The following is a 15,916-nucleotide window of genomic DNA, read 5'->3' as shown; positions in this document are numbered from 1 at the left end:
TATCGCGAGCAAGCTTTGCTCCCACAGATTTGACGGGTGTACGACCAGGAGAGCCAGGTCGGCTACCAGGCCGCCTCGCGGTGGACGTTGATTTCGGCGCCCCGTTAACCACGCTGGCCGAACGCAGGCATTGCGCAGTGGGCAACCCGGCATGGATGCCGGGTTAGCCGCGCTGGGCCATGGATGGCCCTTCGCGGCGGCCCACGGAGCAATGCCTTCGTTCGGGCACACCGAGCCTAGGCGAGGTGCCAAGTGGTGGGGCAAGCCTTTTTTGCTTACTTTTTTTGGCGTCTGAAAAAAAGTGAGTCGCCGTAAGGGCGAAACCCTAAGTGGCCGTTACCGCAGCAATGGATATGTACTCAATCAACAAGAGCTCAGCACCAGTCAATGCCCCTCCGCCATCTCAACCTGGCCGGACTGCGGTGTCACGATGTCGCCCAAGTCGATGTGTTTCCAAGCCGGTTTCGCCCCCAACCGCGCATTAAAGCGATAGTTGAAAGTGAAATCATCATCGGTTGGTTGGCTCAGGGATTTCCCATAGGCCGATTCAACCCCGGCCGGCTCGTACCCCATCAACTGCAACAGCGTCGGGAAGATGTTGTAGTGGCTGGAGCGATCTTTGTTCTGTGCCCAGGCTCGGCGCCAGTCCAGGGCATGCAACTGCGCGCCCTGGATCACCACCAACGGCACCAACCCCTCCTCCGCCACCGGGTCACCGCCGCAATGGGTGTTGAGCCCGGGGTTGCCGCGCTCGTGCAAGTCCTGGCCGTGGTCGGAGGTATAGATCAACACCGCATGGCTCAAATCAGCCTGCTGGAAGATTCGCTTGAAGAACTCGCCGACGTTCCACAGCAAGGTGTTCTGGTAGGCGTTGCGGTACAACAGCCAATCATCTTTCTGGCCATTGAAGCCGTCGCGGCTGCCGGTGTCGACCACGTCCTGGAACTGCCCTCGCGGCAAGGCTGGGCGGTAGTTCATGAAGTCGTCGGGGTATTTGTCGTGTACCGGGAAATGCGCCCCCACTTTGTTGACCACCACCAGCTCGGCCTGGTTGTCGCCCAACAGCTCGATCAACTTCGCCGCCGCCGCCATGTCACGGTCGCGCACGCTGGCCTGGTCGAATTGGACGAATTCGTCGATGTCCTGTTTTTCCAGTTCGGTCATCAGGTTCTGCAGGTAGCCGCCGGTGCGCTGGGCGTCGATGTAGACGGTACGCAAACCGGCCTTCTTGGCATACTGCCAGATCGACGGTCGGGTGCTGTTGATGCGCACGTAGTCGGTGCGCGTGCCGCCGTAGCGCAGGGTGACGTTGGTGTCGGCGCTGCAATTGGCGATGGAGGCCGCATAGCCGAAATTGAAGACATCCACGCCCTCGGGCGGCGTCTTCAGGCCGGTGTGCACGCCGAACGGCGTGTTGATATCCAGGTAATTGCCGCCAATGCTTTCATCGATGATCAGCACGATATCCTGCTCGATCATAGACGATCGTCGTACCAGGGTGACCGGCTCCCGGGGGCCGACGGTGTTGTGCAAGGACTCGTAGGCAAACAGATTCAAATAGGCCAAGGGCGTGTACATCACCGGCAGGCCGCGTGCACCCTCGCCTGCCCGCACGAACAACACGCCACTGAGCAACAACACGCCCAACACGGGCGCCGCCATGGGCAGGTAGCCGGGCAACCGCAGCGACCTTTGAGGCTTGAGCGCGATGCCGAACAACAGCAGCAAGCCGCTGATCACCGCGCTGATAATCACCTCGCGGTACTGATAGGCCGCCTCCTGGATAAATCCTCCCGAGTACACCAGCGAAACGAACTGGCTATAGGTCAGGTAACTGTCCGTGACCCGGGTGTACACCTCGAAAAACACCGCTGAAAAAAACATCGCCAAGGCAAACACATGCCTCACCAAGGTCTGGCGTATGTAGGCGCTCATCCACAGCGCCAGCACCAACAGCACAAACATGGTGCCGAAAAGCAAGGTTGCCAAGCCCAAGCCCAACGCGTCGAGACGGTCGAGGTAATAGTCGTATCCCTTGAGCAGGTACAGAACCAGCAGCAGTTCCTTGAGGTAACGGGCCATGTTTTCCTCGACCGGATCGCACTGTCGAAAGCGCTTCGTTCCTGCACGTTAGCAGCCGATGTTCAAAGCGCAAGAAATGCTTCACCCGAACCATGCGTCAAAAAAAAGTTACCCCAAAAATGACACGAAATGCCGTCACAAAATGTAAAAATCTATGGATTACTACCGTTTATCGCTTTGTCAAATTCCCGTAAAGCCCAATAAAACAGCCACTTTATTAAGACAGTCAAGGACTTGATATCAAAAGGCCCGACTTCACTTGAATTGCCAACACTGACAACTGTCATTTTGCTGACACGCTTTTCTGAAGCTGCGCTATACCCCTCTAAACAGTTTCATCCGAGTTACATCATTCGGTCTGCGAGGCGCGCCAAAAATGGACGTGAGCGTATTTGGTACGGGGTATGTCGGGCTAATCCAGGCGGCCGCAATGGCCGACGTCGGACACCGCGTTTTGTGCATCGACATCGACCCGAAAAAAATCCAGCAACTGCAACAAGCCGTACCCACCATCAGCGAGCCGGGGTTGTCCAGCTTGCTCGAAGACAACATCAAAGCCGGACGCTTGTCGTTCAGTTCCCAGGCCAGCGACGCGGTCAATCATGGCGAGCTGATTTTCATCGCCGTCGGCACCCCCGCCGATGAAGACGGCTCGGCCGACCTGAGCCATGTGCTGGCCGTCACCCAGCAAATCGCCGACTTCATGGACAGCGACCGCACCCTGGTCATCAAGTCCACGGTGCCGGTGGGCACCGCCGACAAAGTGGCCGAATGCGCTCGCCAGGCACTGGCGCGGCGAGGCCTGAAACAGCTGAACGTGCGCGTGGTGTCCAACCCCGAGTTTCTCAAGGAAGGCAGTGCGCTGGCCGATTGCATGCGCCCCGACCGGATCATCGTCGGCACCGCCGACCCGCTGGCCCGCGACCAGATGACGGAGCTCTACGCGCCCTTTTGCCGCAACCACGAAAAACTGATGTTCATGGACAACCGCAGCGCCGAACTGACCAAGTACGCCGCCAATGCCATGCTCGCCACCCGCATCAGCTTCATGAACGAACTGGCCAACCTCACCGAACGGCTGGGCGCCGACATCGAAGCGGTGCGCAAAGGCATCGGCTCGGACCCACGCATCGGTTATCACTTCATCTACCCCGGCTGCGGTTTCGGCGGCTCGTGCTTCCCCAAGGACCTGCGGGCCCTGCTGCACACCGCCGAGCAAAGCGGCATGCCACTGCGCCTGCTGCGCAGCGTCACCGACGTCAACGACAGCCAGCGGCACATCCTCTTCGAGAAACTGGCGAAACAGTTCCAGGAGGGCCTGGCCGGCAAGTCGATTGCCATCTGGGGCCTGGCGTTCAAGCCCAACACCGATGACATGCGTGAAGCCCCCAGCCGCTACCTGATGGAAGCGCTGTGGCGCGAAGGCGCCCGAGTCCATGCCTATGACCCGGAAGCCATGTCCGAATGCCGGCGCCTCTACGGCTATCGCAAGGACCTGAACCTCTGCGCCACCCGCGACGATACTCTGGAGGATGCCGACGCCCTGGTGATCTGCACCGAGTGGAAGAATTTTCGCGTGGTGGACTTCGACCTGCTGGCCAGCAAGTTGCGCGCCCGGGTGATCATCGATGGCCGCAACCTGTACAACCCCGAACACCTGGCCGCCGCCGGGTTGCTGTATCGCGGTATCGGGCTGCGGCACACCGTGCCCGGTACTCCGACACCAGGGCCACAAGCGTGAACATCCTGGTCACCGGCGCAGCCGGCTTCATCGGCGCCCACGTCGTGCTGCGACTGCTGCGCGACGGCCATCGGGTGTGCGGGCTGGACAATTTCAACGACTACTACGACCCGCAGCTCAAGCACGACCGCGTGACCTGGGTAAACGACCAGGCCGGCGATTTTCCCCTGGCGCGGATCGATCTGGCCGACGCGCCGGCCATCGATGAACTGTTCCAGGCCCGGCGCCCGGACGTCGTGATTCACCTCGCGGCCCAGGCCGGCGTGCGCTACTCCCTGGAGAACCCGCAGGCCTATGTCGACAGCAACATCACCGGGTTCCTGAACATCCTGGAAAACTGCCGCCGCTATCCGGTCAAGCACCTGATCTACGCCTCCTCAAGTTCGGTATACGGCGCCAACTCGCGCACGCCTTATTCGGTGCAGGACAACGTCGACCATCCGCTGTCGCTGTACGCGGCCAGCAAAAAAGCCAACGAACTGATGGCCCACAGCTACAGCCACCTGTTCGGCATTCCCTGCACCGGCCTGCGCTTCTTCACGGTGTACGGCCCTTGGGGCCGGCCGGACATGTCGCCGATCCAGTTTGCCCGCGCCATCGCCGAAGACCACGTGCTGCAGCTGTTCAACCACGGCGAACACCAACGCGATTTCACCTACATCGACGACATCGTCGAAAGCATCGCCCGCCTGATCGAACGTGCGCCCCAGGTCACGCCACTGTTGGATCACGAACAACCGGACCCGGCCACCAGCCGCGCGCCCTGGCAGATCTACAACATCGGCGGGCAGCACCCGGTGGCGCTGCGCACCTATGTCGCGCTGCTGGAAAAACACCTGGGACGAACCGCCCGTATCGAATTGCTGCCCCTGCAAGCGGGGGATGTGCTCAACACCTGCGCCGATGCCAGCGACCTGGCACGGGCCACCGGCTTCAAGCCGTGTATCGAACTGGACGACGGCCTGGGTCGTTTCATCCAGTGGTTCGTCGATTACTACGCAGTACCCATCGCCCATACGCCGTTCGCGGCTGAAGTTCAGCGGAGGAGTCTATGACCCGACATGAGCAAGTCATCGAGATCAACGCCCCGGGACGCGACAAGCGTGTCGATCCGGAGCACCGCAGGCGCCTGGACGCGGCCATCCACCGCCAGGGCCGTGGTTGGTTGACCGGTCGCGACGGCGGCCGGCCCTGGACGGTCTCGCGCACCAACCGCGTAGTGGCCTGCCTCGGCGCACTGGCGATCCTGCTGGTGTTCTGCCCGCTGCTGCTGGGCCTGGCGCTGCTGGTGAAGTTCTCCAGCCCCGGTCCCGTGTTGTTCGTGCAAAAGCGCACCGGGTATCGCGGGCGGGTCTTCGGCATGTACAAGTTCCGCACCATGGTTGCCGACGCCGAGGCTCTCAAGGAGTCGCTGCGCCACCTCAACAAACACGGCGCCGAAGCCATCGACTTCAAGATCGACAACGATCCGCGCATCACGCCCATCGGCCGGTTCCTGCGACGAAGCAGCCTCGATGAACTGCCGAACCTGATCAATGTAGTGACCGGCGACATGCGCCTGGTGGGCCCGCGGCCGACCTCGTTCAACGCCTATCGCTACAAGGACAACCATCTTGTGCGCCTGAGCATCTACCCCGGCATGACCGGCCTTTGGCAGATCTCCGGGCGCAGCAATATCGACTTCGACCAGCGCGTGGAATTGGACCTCAGCTATATCGCTGAACAGAGCCTGTGGCTGGATTTGAAGATCCTGATGATTACCCCCTTCAAAGTTTTCAGCGGCCACGGAGCGAGTTAAATGGACGGTTCAACCAATATCCTGACCATAGCAAGCCCGAGCGAGACCAACCTGACCTCGACCGTGCTCGACCCTTCCCTGCGGATCCTGCTCTTGACGGCCGCCAACACCGGTACCGGCACCAGCACCAGCGCCATGGCGCTGGCCGCTCAACTGGCGCAGATGAGCAACGGCCGCGTACTGCTGGTGGATGCCAGCCAGTCACCGCGCAACCTCAGCCAGCAGCTGTCGTTGCACAAGGAGCGCGGTTTCACCGACCTGTTGTTCAACAGCCTCGCCCCGCCCTTGTTGCAGGACTGCGTGGTGCAAGCGTCCAGCCTGCCCTTCGACGTGCTGCCCCACGGGCGCCTGGGCCGCAATGCCGAGCACCTGAGCCCCGAGCGACTGCGCCCACTGTTCAGGCAACTGGCGGCGCAGTACCGCTTTGTGGTGATCGACGCCGACGCAGTGTATTCGGCCAGCGACACGCTGGTACTCAGCACCCAGGTAGACGGCGTGGTGCTGGTGGTGCGCGGTGAAGACACCCGCTGGGAAGTGGCCCAGGCCGCTCGCCAACGCCTGTCCCAGGCCGGCGCGAAGGTGGTGGGCAGCGTGTTCAACCGCCGCAAGTACTACATGCCCAAGTGGCTCTACAACAACCTGTAAGCCTGCAAAAGGATGACGAGATGAACGCCAGAATGCTTGTCCTGCTGTTGCTGCCGCTTGCCGGTTGCTCCAGTACCAGTGATACCCGCTCGATGCCGGTGCAGATCCTCACGGCTGCGCCGGCCAATGCCCAGGCCACCGACATGCCCAAGGTCGAACAGACCTTGCGGCCCCAGGATGTACTGGATGTGATCTTCCACATCGGCACGACCTCCTCCCAGGCATATCGAGTGCAACCGGGCGACCAGGTTGCCCTGAACTTCACCGCCGCCAGCCAGCTCAATGGCACGCAACAGGTGATGCCCGACGGCCGTATCGAACTGCCTGGGGCCAACACCTCGGTGAAAGTCGCCGGGTTGACCACCGACGAGGCGCGCCTGGCGGTGCAGCGTGCCTATGACCAGAAGATGCTGTTCCAACCCAATCGCAACCAATTGACCGTCCTGGTGACCAGCCCGCTCTCCGGCGAGGCGAACCTGCGCAACACCCTGACCCACCCGGCCACGGGCATGAGTCGGGAAATCATCGTGGGCCGGGATGGCTACGCCAGCTTCCCGGAAATTGGCTCGGTGCCGTTGCAAGGCATGACCGTCACCCAGCTGGAGACCCTCCTCAACGAGCGCTACGCCCAACTGCCCGGCCACATGACCGTGGATGTGCTGCTCAAGTCCACCGCCGGCAACGAGATCTATGTACTCGGTGAAGTGGCCCAACCCGGCGCCTATGCGATCCGCCGGCCGATCTCGGTTCTCGAAGCCCTGACCCTGGCCCGTGGCACGAACGTCAAGGCCCGGCTCGACTCGGTGATGATCATGCGCCGCAACGGCAACCAGGTCGAAGCCCGTCACTACGACGTGGAAAAGGCCTTGAGCGGCGACGCCTCGCAGATCGCCTACCTGCAGCCGGAGGACATGTTGTACGTGCCCAAGACCGGACTGGCCAAAGCCGGCGAAACGGCCAGGCAACTGGCCGACGTAGTGCTGTTCCAGGGCGTCGGGTTCGGCTTCGGCTACCGCGTCGACAACAAAGGCAGCGACAACTGAAACTCAGGTGACCGATCATGAACCCCAAGGAAAATTATTTGCATGAGTTTTTCAGGATCTTCTTCGCCAACAAGCAGTGGGTGAAGCGCGTTTTCCTGATCTTCGCCGTGATCGCCCTGGTGCTGCCGTTGATGCTCAAGCAGAGCTTCGATATCACCGCCCAGGTGATCGTCCAGTCGAAAAAACTCTCCCAGGGCGACGCCACCACGTCGCTGAACCAAGAGAACGCGACCTTCATCCCGCCGTCCCTGGCGGACATGGAAACCGAGAGCAATATCCTGCGCTCGCCGGCGTTGATCCGACAGACCATCAGCACCCTGCGCGACCAGGGCGAATACACCCCAAGCCCCGGCATTTTCAACAAATGGGTGAGCGAACCGCTCAAGCTCTACATCACCCGACCGCTGCGCGAGTACGTCATCAACCCGCTGCGCGATGGCCTGGGGTTAGAGGTCGATCCGGTGCGCGACACCGTGCTCGATACGCTGACCGAAGAGGCCATCGAAAACCTGAAGATCGAGACCCTGCCCGGCTCCAACGTCATCTCCATCGTCTACAGTTTCGGCGACCCGGCCCAAGGCACCCGGTTCGTGGCGCAACTGCTGCAGAACTACCTCAGCAACCGCCAGGACCTGCAATCGATCGAAATGCCGCAGACGTTCTATGAGCAGAAGAAAGCCCAATACCAGACCCGTCTCGACGGCCTGGAAGGCACCCGCCTGGGGCTGCTGGAAAACATCGGTTCATCCGACCCCAAGGAAGAAATCACTTTCCGCCTGAACGCCATCAACACCGAAGAACAGGCCCTGAACCTGTACCAGGATCGCCTGCTGCAAAGCCAACGCTGGCTCGATTACCTCAAGACCAGTCTCGCCGCAGCGAACAGCTCGCGGTTCAACGACTACACCTTCCCGTTCACCTTCACCACCACCGTGGACAACATTGCCTTCGAAGACCGGGAAATCAGGCAACTGGGCGAGCAACTGACCAGCCAGGTCAGCCGCTACATGAATGACCTGGCGATCTTCCAGCCCGGCAGCGAACCGATGCTGCTGGCCCGGGAGCAGATCATCCGCACACGCCAGCAGTTCCTGAAAGTGGTGAACAACCGCATCCAGGAGCGCACCACCGACCTGGCGGTGGTCAGTTCGGTGATCAATCAGAAGATCGAGCGTATCGCCACCTTCAAGGAGCGCATCCACCAGTTGCAGGAAACCCAAAGCAAGCTGCGGCAGATGGACACTGAGATCAACGCCCTGCATGCGGCGTTCTCCACCTATGCCCAGCGTTTCGCCGAAGCCAGCACCGCGCGCTCGCTGGACACCGACCTGTCCAACGCGCGGGTCCTGAGCCCACCGTTCGAACCGACCGCCCCGGCCTTTCCCAAGCCGATGCTGATCATTGTCTTCGGCATGTTCAGCGGCCTGCTGCTGGCGATCGCCCTGGTCTATGTGCGTGAGTTCTTCGACCATCGCTTCAAGCACCCAGCGCAAATCACCCAGCAATTGGATGTGCCGGTGCTGTTGGTGATCAACGAGCAGTCCCCCGACCGGGTCAACCCGCACCGCAACTGGAGCCTGCCCAGCCTTGTCCATTGGGTGCGAAATTGAACGCGCCGTTCGGCCCGACCCGCCACAGCAGCCCCCTGTCGATCATTCATCTGCTCGACAGCGGCGGCTTCTACGGGGCCGAGCGGATGCTGCTCGATCATTGCCTGGCGACGCCCGGCCAGCACCAGGTGCTGTTCCTGGCGGCGCCACCGACCTTGATCACGCGTTTTCGCCAGGCCGGGGTCGATTGCCGTCATTGCGCCAGTTGGGCCGAGTTGTTGCAGCACCTGCGCCAGCGCCGGGACGAGCGACCACTGATCAACACCCACAACTTCAAGGGGCTGTTGTTCGGCTGGTCGGCGGCCACGCTGCTGCGCCTGCCGCTGGTGATCACCCAGCATGGCTTCACGCCACGGAGCCCCAAGCAGCGTTTCTATACCTGGCTGAGCCTGCAACTGTGCCGCACCGCCTCGGTCAAGCGGGTCGTCTGCGTGGCCGAGAGCATCGCCACGCTGCATCGCCGGGCCAGCGTGCGAGCGGAAAAACTCGATGTCATCCCCAATGGCCTGCCAGCGGCCAGTACGCCGTTGGCCCATCGCGCCGACAAGCAACGCTGGCGGGTCGGCTACGTCGGCCGCTTGAGCAGCGAGAAAGGCCCGGACCTGTTCCTCGACGCCATGATCCCGCTGTGCCAGAAGCATTCATCGCTGCACGCGGTGATGCTCGGCGACGGCCCGGAACGCCAGGCGCTGCTCAAGCGCATCACCGATGCCGGACTGCCCACGCGCATCGAATTGCCCGGCTACCAGACCGACATGAACGCCTGGTGGAGTCGCCTCGACGCCCTGGTGATCAGCTCACGCACCGAAGGCACGCCGATGATTCTGCTCGAAGCCATGCAGGCCGGCGTGCCGGTGGTGGCGTTCGGCGTCGGCGGCATTCCCGACGTGTTGCAGGACCGCCATAACGGCCTGCTCGCGGCACCGGCCGACAGCGCGGAACTGGCGGCGCAGATCGAAACGCTGTTCAGCGAACCGCCCCTGGCGCGGATCCTGGCCGACAACGCGCGCCGCACCCAACGGGACCGCTACGACCTGCGCACGCTGGCCGAACGCTGGTCGCAGCTTTACATCCGCACGGCACGGGAGGCCCGCTCATGATTGTCCCACTCTCGATCATCAGTCTGCTGGGCCTGGTGTGCCTGGCGTTGCTGGCCAGCCCTTATCCGTTCCTCGCGCCGGGCGCGGTGTTCGGTCTGGTCGGCGTTGCCGTGCTGTACCGCAAGCCCATGTGGGGCCTGTTGGGCATTGCCGCCCTGGTGCCGTTCGAAGGCCTGTTCAAGGACAGCGCCTTTTCCGGCAGCAAATTCTTTGGCCTGGCGCTGATCATGATCCTGATGTTGCAGTTGGCCCTGCACCAGATTCCCGGGACGCGCCTGCGCAGCAATATCTGGCGGCCGCTGATCGGCTTCATGCTGCTGTACGGCCTGAGCCTGTTGCTGTCGGAAAACATGGGCCTGTCCACGACCCATTTTCGCGAGCTGACGGTGGGGTTGATCCTGTTCGTGATCACCTTGCTGATCGGTCGTGAATTGAACCTGGATCTGTTCTGCCGACTGATGACCTTGAGCGTCACCACCACCTGCGTGCTGGCGATGTTTTCGGCCAAGTACCAGGACCAGGGCCGCGCGTCCGGCCTGCTGGAAGACCCGAACACCTTCGCCCTGCTGATCGCCTTTACCGTGCCGCTGGCGTTGCTGCTGGTGGTGCGTGGCCCAAGCTTGCTGCACCGGTTGTTCTGGGGCGGCTGTTTCATCCTGCTGCTGGGCGGCATGACCAAGACCGAGTCGCGCTCAGGGCTGGTGGTGTTGATGCTCAGCCTGATGATCGGCCTGTATCACTACCGCGCGCAGTTGCCGCGTATCCGTCCACGGCACCTGGGCTTCGCCATGCTTGGGCTGGCATTGCTGATTCCCTTGGCAATCGCCGTGATGCCGGCCGGCTACGTCGCGCGCATCCAGTCATTGAGCATCCTCAGTGCCGGCGCCAGCGCCCACCAGGACGAATCCCTGGGCCGCCGTGCTTCGTACATCCTGGTCGGCAGCCAGATGATCCGCGAGAACCCGATGCTCGGCTCAGGCCCCGGGACCTTTCCCCTGCACTACGCGCCCACCGGCTATGCCAAGGCGTTCTCAGCCAACCGCAAACTGAGTGACCTGTATCGCCGGGCCCATAACACCTACCTGGAAATCTTCAGCGAAATCGGCATCCCGGCCGGGCTGATGTTCGTCGCCATGATCGGCCTTGGCCTGTACAACCTGCTGCACGCCCGTCGGCTCTGGCTGCAGCGGCGGGACTGGGCGCAGGCGGACCTGCTGACGCACCTGGGCATGAGTTTCCTCTCGCTGGCGTTGTTCCTGATGTTCCTCAGTGCGCCGAACCACAAGTTGCTGTGGATCATGCTCGCCCTCACCAGTGTGTTGCGCTACGACGCCGAGCAGGCCGCGCCACAGGAGGCTCGTCCATGAGCTGCGTCAGCATTGTCATCCCGATGTACAACGAGGCCCGGCACATCGGCCGTACGCTGCAAGCGGCGCAGGAAGCCGCCCGCCAGGCAGGCCTGGCATGTGAATTGATCGTGGTGGACAACGGCTCCGACGACCACGGCCCGCGCATCGCCAACGAGTTGGGGGCACGGGTGTTGATCGTGCCAGGCGTGCACATCGGCGCCCTGCGCAACCGCGGTGCCGCCGCCGCCCAGGGTGACTGGCTGGCGTTCATCGATGCCGACATCGAAATGCCGGCCGACTGGCTCACGCTGCTGCTGGAGCTCGAAGGTCACCAGGGCGACGTACTCGGCCTGGACCTCGACACGCCCCGGCAGGCGCCGTGGTTCGCCGAAGCCTGGCAGCGCCGCAGCCAACGCCCGGGGTCACGCCTCCTGCATCGGGTGCAGTGGCTGCCCAGTGCCAACCTGTTGATGCGTCGCCGCTGGTTCGAACGGGTCGGTGGCTTCGACGAAACCCTGCGCACTGGCGAAGACAAGGACTTCTCCTGGCGCCTGCGCCAGGCCGAGGCGCAATTGCTGCTGGTCAACGAAAGCGTGGCCCTGCACTGGGGCTACGAGGGCAGTTGGCGCGAGTGGATGAGCAAGGAACTGTGGCGCCAGGGCAGCCATCTGCAATTGCTCCGCAGCCATGGCCCGAGCCTGCGCCTGCTGCGTTTCCCGGCGCTGTCAGTGGGCGCCTGGGGCTTGGACCTGCTGGCCGTGCTCGCGTTGCTCCAGGGGCAGTTGCACCTGGCGCTGACGTTGTTGCTGGTCACCGCCCTGCCGCCTTTGTTCCTGAGCCTGCGCCAGAGCCGGCGCGAGCCGCGCCTGACCTTGCAATTGTGGGCCTTGCATGGCGTGCGCCTGCACCTGACCGGCGCCGCCCTGCTGCTCAACCTGTGTCATTGGAATGCCAGGAGACCTGCCCGTGGCTGAATTCATTTATTGGTCGTGCCTGTTGCTGCCGGTGTACGCCTACCTCGGTTACCCCTTGATGTTGAGCCTGCTGGTGCCGCTGTTTCCGCTGCGGCGCTACGGCAAGGCGTTGCCGATGGACGTGAGCATCGTCATTGCCGCCCACAACGAGGCGCGGCACATCGAAGAGAAGTTGCGCACCTTGCTGGCCCAGGACTATCGGGCCCATTCGCTGCAAATCATCCTCGCCAGCGACGGCTCCACCGACGACACGGTGGCCTGCGCGCGCAAGGTGATCGATCCGCGCATCAGCGTGCTCGACCTGCCGCGCCAGGGCAAGGCCGCCGCCCTCAATACCGGTGTCGCCCACAGCAGCGGTCAGATCCTGGTGTTTACCGACGCCGATAACCAATGGGCCAACGACACCCTCGGCCATCTGCTGGCGCCCTTGGGCGATCCCGAAGTCGGCGCCTGTGCCGGGCACATGGAAATCCCGGTGCCGGGCAAGGGCCTGAGCCTGGGCGACAGCCTGTATCGTCATTACGAAGGCTGGTTGCGTCGGGTGGAGAGCCGCACCGGTTGCATGGTCTCGGCCGACGGTGCGCTGTTGGCCCTGCGCCGGGGGCTGTTCCAACCGATACCGGCCCAGGTCAACGATGACTTTTTCCTCAGCACCTGCGCACCCGCCGCCGGCAAATCCATCGTCTATGCCCCCCTGGCCCGGGTGACTGATCAGGGCGTGGACGAAGCCGACAAGCAGTTTCGCCGTCGCCAGCGAGTCACCGTCGGCGGGTTGCAGAGCCTGGCCCAGCGCCGGGCGTTGCTTAACCCACTGCGTCACGGGCTCTACGCCATCGGGCTGATCAGCCACAAGTTGATCCGCCGCCTGGCGCCGGTGTTGCTGCTGCCACTGTTGCTGAGCAATGCCTGGCTGTGGAACGACCATCCGTTCTATCGCCTGAGCCTGGTGGCGCAATTGCTCGGTTACGCCATGGCGCTGATCGGTTTGATGGACGCGCGCCACCGCTTGCCCCGGCCCTTTCGCCTGGCCGCATTCGTACTGGTGACGCTGGCGGGCATGAGCATCGGGCTCTGGCAGTTCCTGCGGGGCCAGCGCTACAGCCAATGGAACCCCGAGCAGAACCGCTGAGGAGAAGGGCCGATGTCGATCAAACAAGTCTTCAAGCGCACCGGCGGCTGGCTCTACCTGAACACGTCCCTGGGTCGCCATCCCCTGCGTGGCGCCGGCGTGATCCTGATGCTTCATCGTGTGTTGAATAACGACCGCGCCGCGGAGCTGCCCCATCGCAACGAGTTGTGCGTGGGGCCCGAAGCGTTTGAACATTTGCTGATCTGGCTGCAACGGCATTTCGAGTGCGTGCCGCTGATGAGCTTGTTGCTGGCCGATCCTGAAAACGTCCCGAACCGCCCGCGGGTCGCCCTGACCTTCGACGACGGTTGGCGCGACAACGCCATGAATGCCTTTCCGTTGTTGCGCCAGTACCAGGTGCCGGCGAGTATTTTCCTCTCCACCGATTTCATCGGCAGCCGCCAGCACTTCTGGTGGGAAAGCATCGGCGAAACCCTCTGGGGCAGCCATGGCCAGGTGGCACGGCGCACATTGATCGAGCACTTGCAGCACATCGGTCGACCGTTGCCGGTGCTGCTCGATGACATCGACGACGAGCGCCGCAGCCTGGCGCTGCTGCATTATCTGCAAAGCCTCAAGAGTCTCGACACACACACGTTGAGCGACCTTACCGACGCCTGCCCACAGGGCGCCCAGCCCCAGGCCCTGGACTGGCCCCAGGTGCGCATGCTCGAAGACTCCGGCCTGGTCCGCTTTGGCCCCCATGGCGCCAGCCACGCGATCCTGACCGGGCTGGACGACCAGCGCCTGCACGAAGAACTGACGCGCAGCTGGATCGCCCTGGAAAACGGCTGCGCCCACCCCTTGCCGGTGTATTGCTACCCCAACGGCGATAACGATGAGCGCGTGCGCCAACAGGTGGCGGCCCATGGTTTTGCCTTCGCCCTCGGCACCGAGGCGGGGCTGTATCGCAACGACGGCGATCCCTTGAACGTGCCACGTTTCGGCGTCAGCCAACACAATGCCCATCACCCTGAATTACTGGCCTGGCGCATTCGCCGAGGGGCACGCCCATGAGCCGCGCTCACTACCTCAAGCACCTGGCGCTGAGCATGGGCACGCGCCTGGCGATGATCGGCCTGCGCCTGCTGCGCAATGTGCTGCTGGCGCGGATTCTCGGGCCCAGCGAACGTGGGTTGTTCGCCTTGCTCAGCACCCTGCCGGACCTGATCAGCGCCGCCACCAGCGGCGGGCTGAATTCCGCCGTGGGTTATCAGGCGGCGCAGCAGCGCTCGATGGGTCTGTTGCTCAGCCAGGTGCTGGTCTTCGGCTGCCTGCTGGCCGGGCTGCTGACCTTGCTGGTGGTGGCGCTGGTGCGCGAGTTCGGCGGCGAACTGGACATCGCCACGCAATTGGGATTGCTCGCCTGGCTGTTGTTGCTGGCCGTGCCGTTGACCGTGCTCAAGAGCGGCCTGCTGACACTGCACAACGCCTCCGGTGGCGTGGGTGCCTTCAATGCCTTGCGCCTGATGGAATCCCTGGCGCCGCTGCTGCTGTTCCTGGTGTTGTTCTGGATGTGGAAAGATGCCGCCCTGGAAGCGGCGCTGATCAGTTGGCTGGCGGGCCTGAGCCTGGTGGTGCTGGCCGGTTGGATGTGGTTGCGCCGCGATCATGTGGTCACTCTGCGCTGGGATCGCACCCATCAGAACGAACTGTTGCGCTACGGCGCCCGCAGCCATCCGGACTTGTTGTTCCAGCAAATGCTGCTGCGCTCGGACTTCCTGTTCATCGGTGCCCTGCTGGGCAGCACGGCCCTGGGTCACTACGCCATGGCCAGCGCCGCCGCCGAACTGCTGCTGATCGTGCCGGAGGCCGTCACCACGCCGCTGATGAAACGCCTGTTGCAGCAGGACCGCGACATGCAGCGCCTGACGCCATTGGCCTTGCGCCTGACCGCCACGGTGATGCTCGGCGCCTGCCTGAGCATGGCGCTGATCGGCCAATGGCTGATCGTCACCTTGTTTGGCGCCGCCTACCAGCCGGCGTATCCCGCCTTGCTGGCGCTGCTGCCGGGGCTGTTCGGGCTGTGCTACGCGAGCATCCTGCGCCTGGATCTGCTGGGCAAGGACCGACCTGGCACGGTTTCGCTGCTGATGGGCGTGGGGGCGCTGCTGAACCTGGCGCTGAACCTGATCCTGATTCCCCGCTACGGCATCGTCGGGGCCGCCGCCGCGTCGTCAATCGCCTACCTGGGCGTGACCCTGGCGCTGCTGGCCATGTACTGCCGCCTCAGCGGCGTAGCGCTGTGGCAGACACTGATCATCCTGCCCAGCGACTTGCTGCCGATGCGCAAAATGCTGCTTGGGAAATCGGCATGAGTGCGGTTGCCAGCCAAACCGGCATCGCGAGCAAGCTCGCTCCCACAGGGGGTGGTGGTGACCTTGTGAGAGCGCCGAATCAGCTTGCAGTGAAGGTGGATGTGCCGCCCTCTTCGCGAGCAAGCCC

At 63.1% G+C, this 15,916-nt stretch carries 13 protein-coding genes; 12 read left to right on the top strand and 1 reads right to left on the bottom strand.

Translation table 11 applies throughout. The features are described 5' to 3' along the window. Nucleotides 1-384 precede the first annotated feature (384 nt). Nucleotides 385-2,082, bottom strand: a complete 1,698-nt coding sequence (locus CFII68_RS21670; protein ID WP_018602652.1) for a sulfatase-like hydrolase/transferase — start codon at nucleotides 2,080-2,082, stop codon at nucleotides 385-387. A gap of 376 nt (nucleotides 2,083-2,458) precedes the next feature. Here CFII68_RS21670 and CFII68_RS21675 point away from each other — a divergent pair, with 376 nt between their 5' ends. The 12 genes from CFII68_RS21675 to CFII68_RS21730 are packed head-to-tail and all read left to right on the top strand — an operon-like array spanning nucleotide 2,459 to nucleotide 15,789. Continuing rightward, nucleotides 2,459-3,823, top strand: a complete 1,365-nt coding sequence (locus CFII68_RS21675; RefSeq protein WP_033062449.1) for a UDP-glucose/GDP-mannose dehydrogenase family protein — start codon at nucleotides 2,459-2,461, stop codon at nucleotides 3,821-3,823. Further along, complete coding sequence (locus CFII68_RS21680) at nucleotides 3,820-4,878, top strand: NAD-dependent epimerase (RefSeq protein ID WP_018602649.1); 1,059 nt, start codon at nucleotides 3,820-3,822, stop codon at nucleotides 4,876-4,878. The genes CFII68_RS21675 and CFII68_RS21680 overlap by 4 nt, the downstream gene beginning before the upstream one ends. Then, nucleotides 4,875-5,621: a sugar transferase gene (locus CFII68_RS21685; RefSeq protein ID WP_018602647.1), complete on the top strand. Its 747-nt coding sequence runs from the start codon at nucleotides 4,875-4,877 to the stop codon at nucleotides 5,619-5,621. Before CFII68_RS21680 ends, CFII68_RS21685 begins: the two co-directional genes overlap by 4 nt. Next, nucleotides 5,622-6,266, top strand: coding sequence for a CpsD/CapB family tyrosine-protein kinase (locus tag CFII68_RS21690; protein WP_014337506.1), 645 nt, complete (start codon nucleotides 5,622-5,624; stop codon nucleotides 6,264-6,266). A gap of 20 nt (nucleotides 6,267-6,286) precedes the next feature. Then, nucleotides 6,287-7,309: a polysaccharide biosynthesis/export family protein gene (locus CFII68_RS21695; RefSeq protein ID WP_018602644.1), complete on the top strand. Its 1,023-nt coding sequence runs from the start codon at nucleotides 6,287-6,289 to the stop codon at nucleotides 7,307-7,309. Between the two features lie 17 nt (nucleotides 7,310-7,326). Then, complete coding sequence (locus CFII68_RS21700) at nucleotides 7,327-8,919, top strand: Wzz/FepE/Etk N-terminal domain-containing protein (protein WP_018602642.1); 1,593 nt, start codon at nucleotides 7,327-7,329, stop codon at nucleotides 8,917-8,919. Further along, entirely contained in the window at nucleotides 8,916-10,019 is a 1,104-nt protein-coding gene (locus CFII68_RS21705; protein ID WP_033062448.1) for a glycosyltransferase family 4 protein, read from the top strand. The genes CFII68_RS21700 and CFII68_RS21705 overlap by 4 nt, the downstream gene beginning before the upstream one ends. Next, nucleotides 10,016-11,386, top strand: a complete 1,371-nt coding sequence (locus tag CFII68_RS21710; protein ID WP_018602638.1) for an O-antigen ligase — start codon at nucleotides 10,016-10,018, stop codon at nucleotides 11,384-11,386. The genes CFII68_RS21705 and CFII68_RS21710 overlap by 4 nt, the downstream gene beginning before the upstream one ends. Then, the gene (locus CFII68_RS21715; RefSeq protein WP_018602636.1) at nucleotides 11,383-12,342 is read left to right on the top strand and encodes a glycosyltransferase; all 960 of its coding nucleotides are present in this window, start codon (nucleotides 11,383-11,385) and stop codon (nucleotides 12,340-12,342) included. Before CFII68_RS21710 ends, CFII68_RS21715 begins: the two co-directional genes overlap by 4 nt. Continuing rightward, nucleotides 12,335-13,471, top strand: a complete 1,137-nt coding sequence (locus CFII68_RS21720; RefSeq protein WP_018602635.1) for a glycosyltransferase family 2 protein — start codon at nucleotides 12,335-12,337, stop codon at nucleotides 13,469-13,471. Before CFII68_RS21715 ends, CFII68_RS21720 begins: the two co-directional genes overlap by 8 nt. Nucleotides 13,472-13,483: 12 nt before the next feature. After that, a complete protein-coding gene (locus tag CFII68_RS21725; RefSeq protein WP_018602632.1) occupies nucleotides 13,484-14,488 on the top strand; it encodes a polysaccharide deacetylase family protein in 1,005 nt (334 codons plus the stop codon). Continuing rightward, entirely contained in the window at nucleotides 14,485-15,789 is a 1,305-nt protein-coding gene (locus tag CFII68_RS21730) for a lipopolysaccharide biosynthesis protein (protein ID WP_018602631.1), read from the top strand. The genes CFII68_RS21725 and CFII68_RS21730 overlap by 4 nt, the downstream gene beginning before the upstream one ends. The last annotated feature ends 127 nt before the right edge of the window (nucleotides 15,790-15,916 follow it).

The sequence above is a fragment of the Pseudomonas sp. CFII68 genome, assembly GCF_000416195.1.
GTDB lineage: Bacteria > Pseudomonadota > Gammaproteobacteria > Pseudomonadales > Pseudomonadaceae > Aquipseudomonas > Aquipseudomonas kilonensis.
The sequence above is the reverse complement of the archived record's forward strand: the minus strand, read 5'-3'. Positions and strand labels throughout refer to the sequence as shown.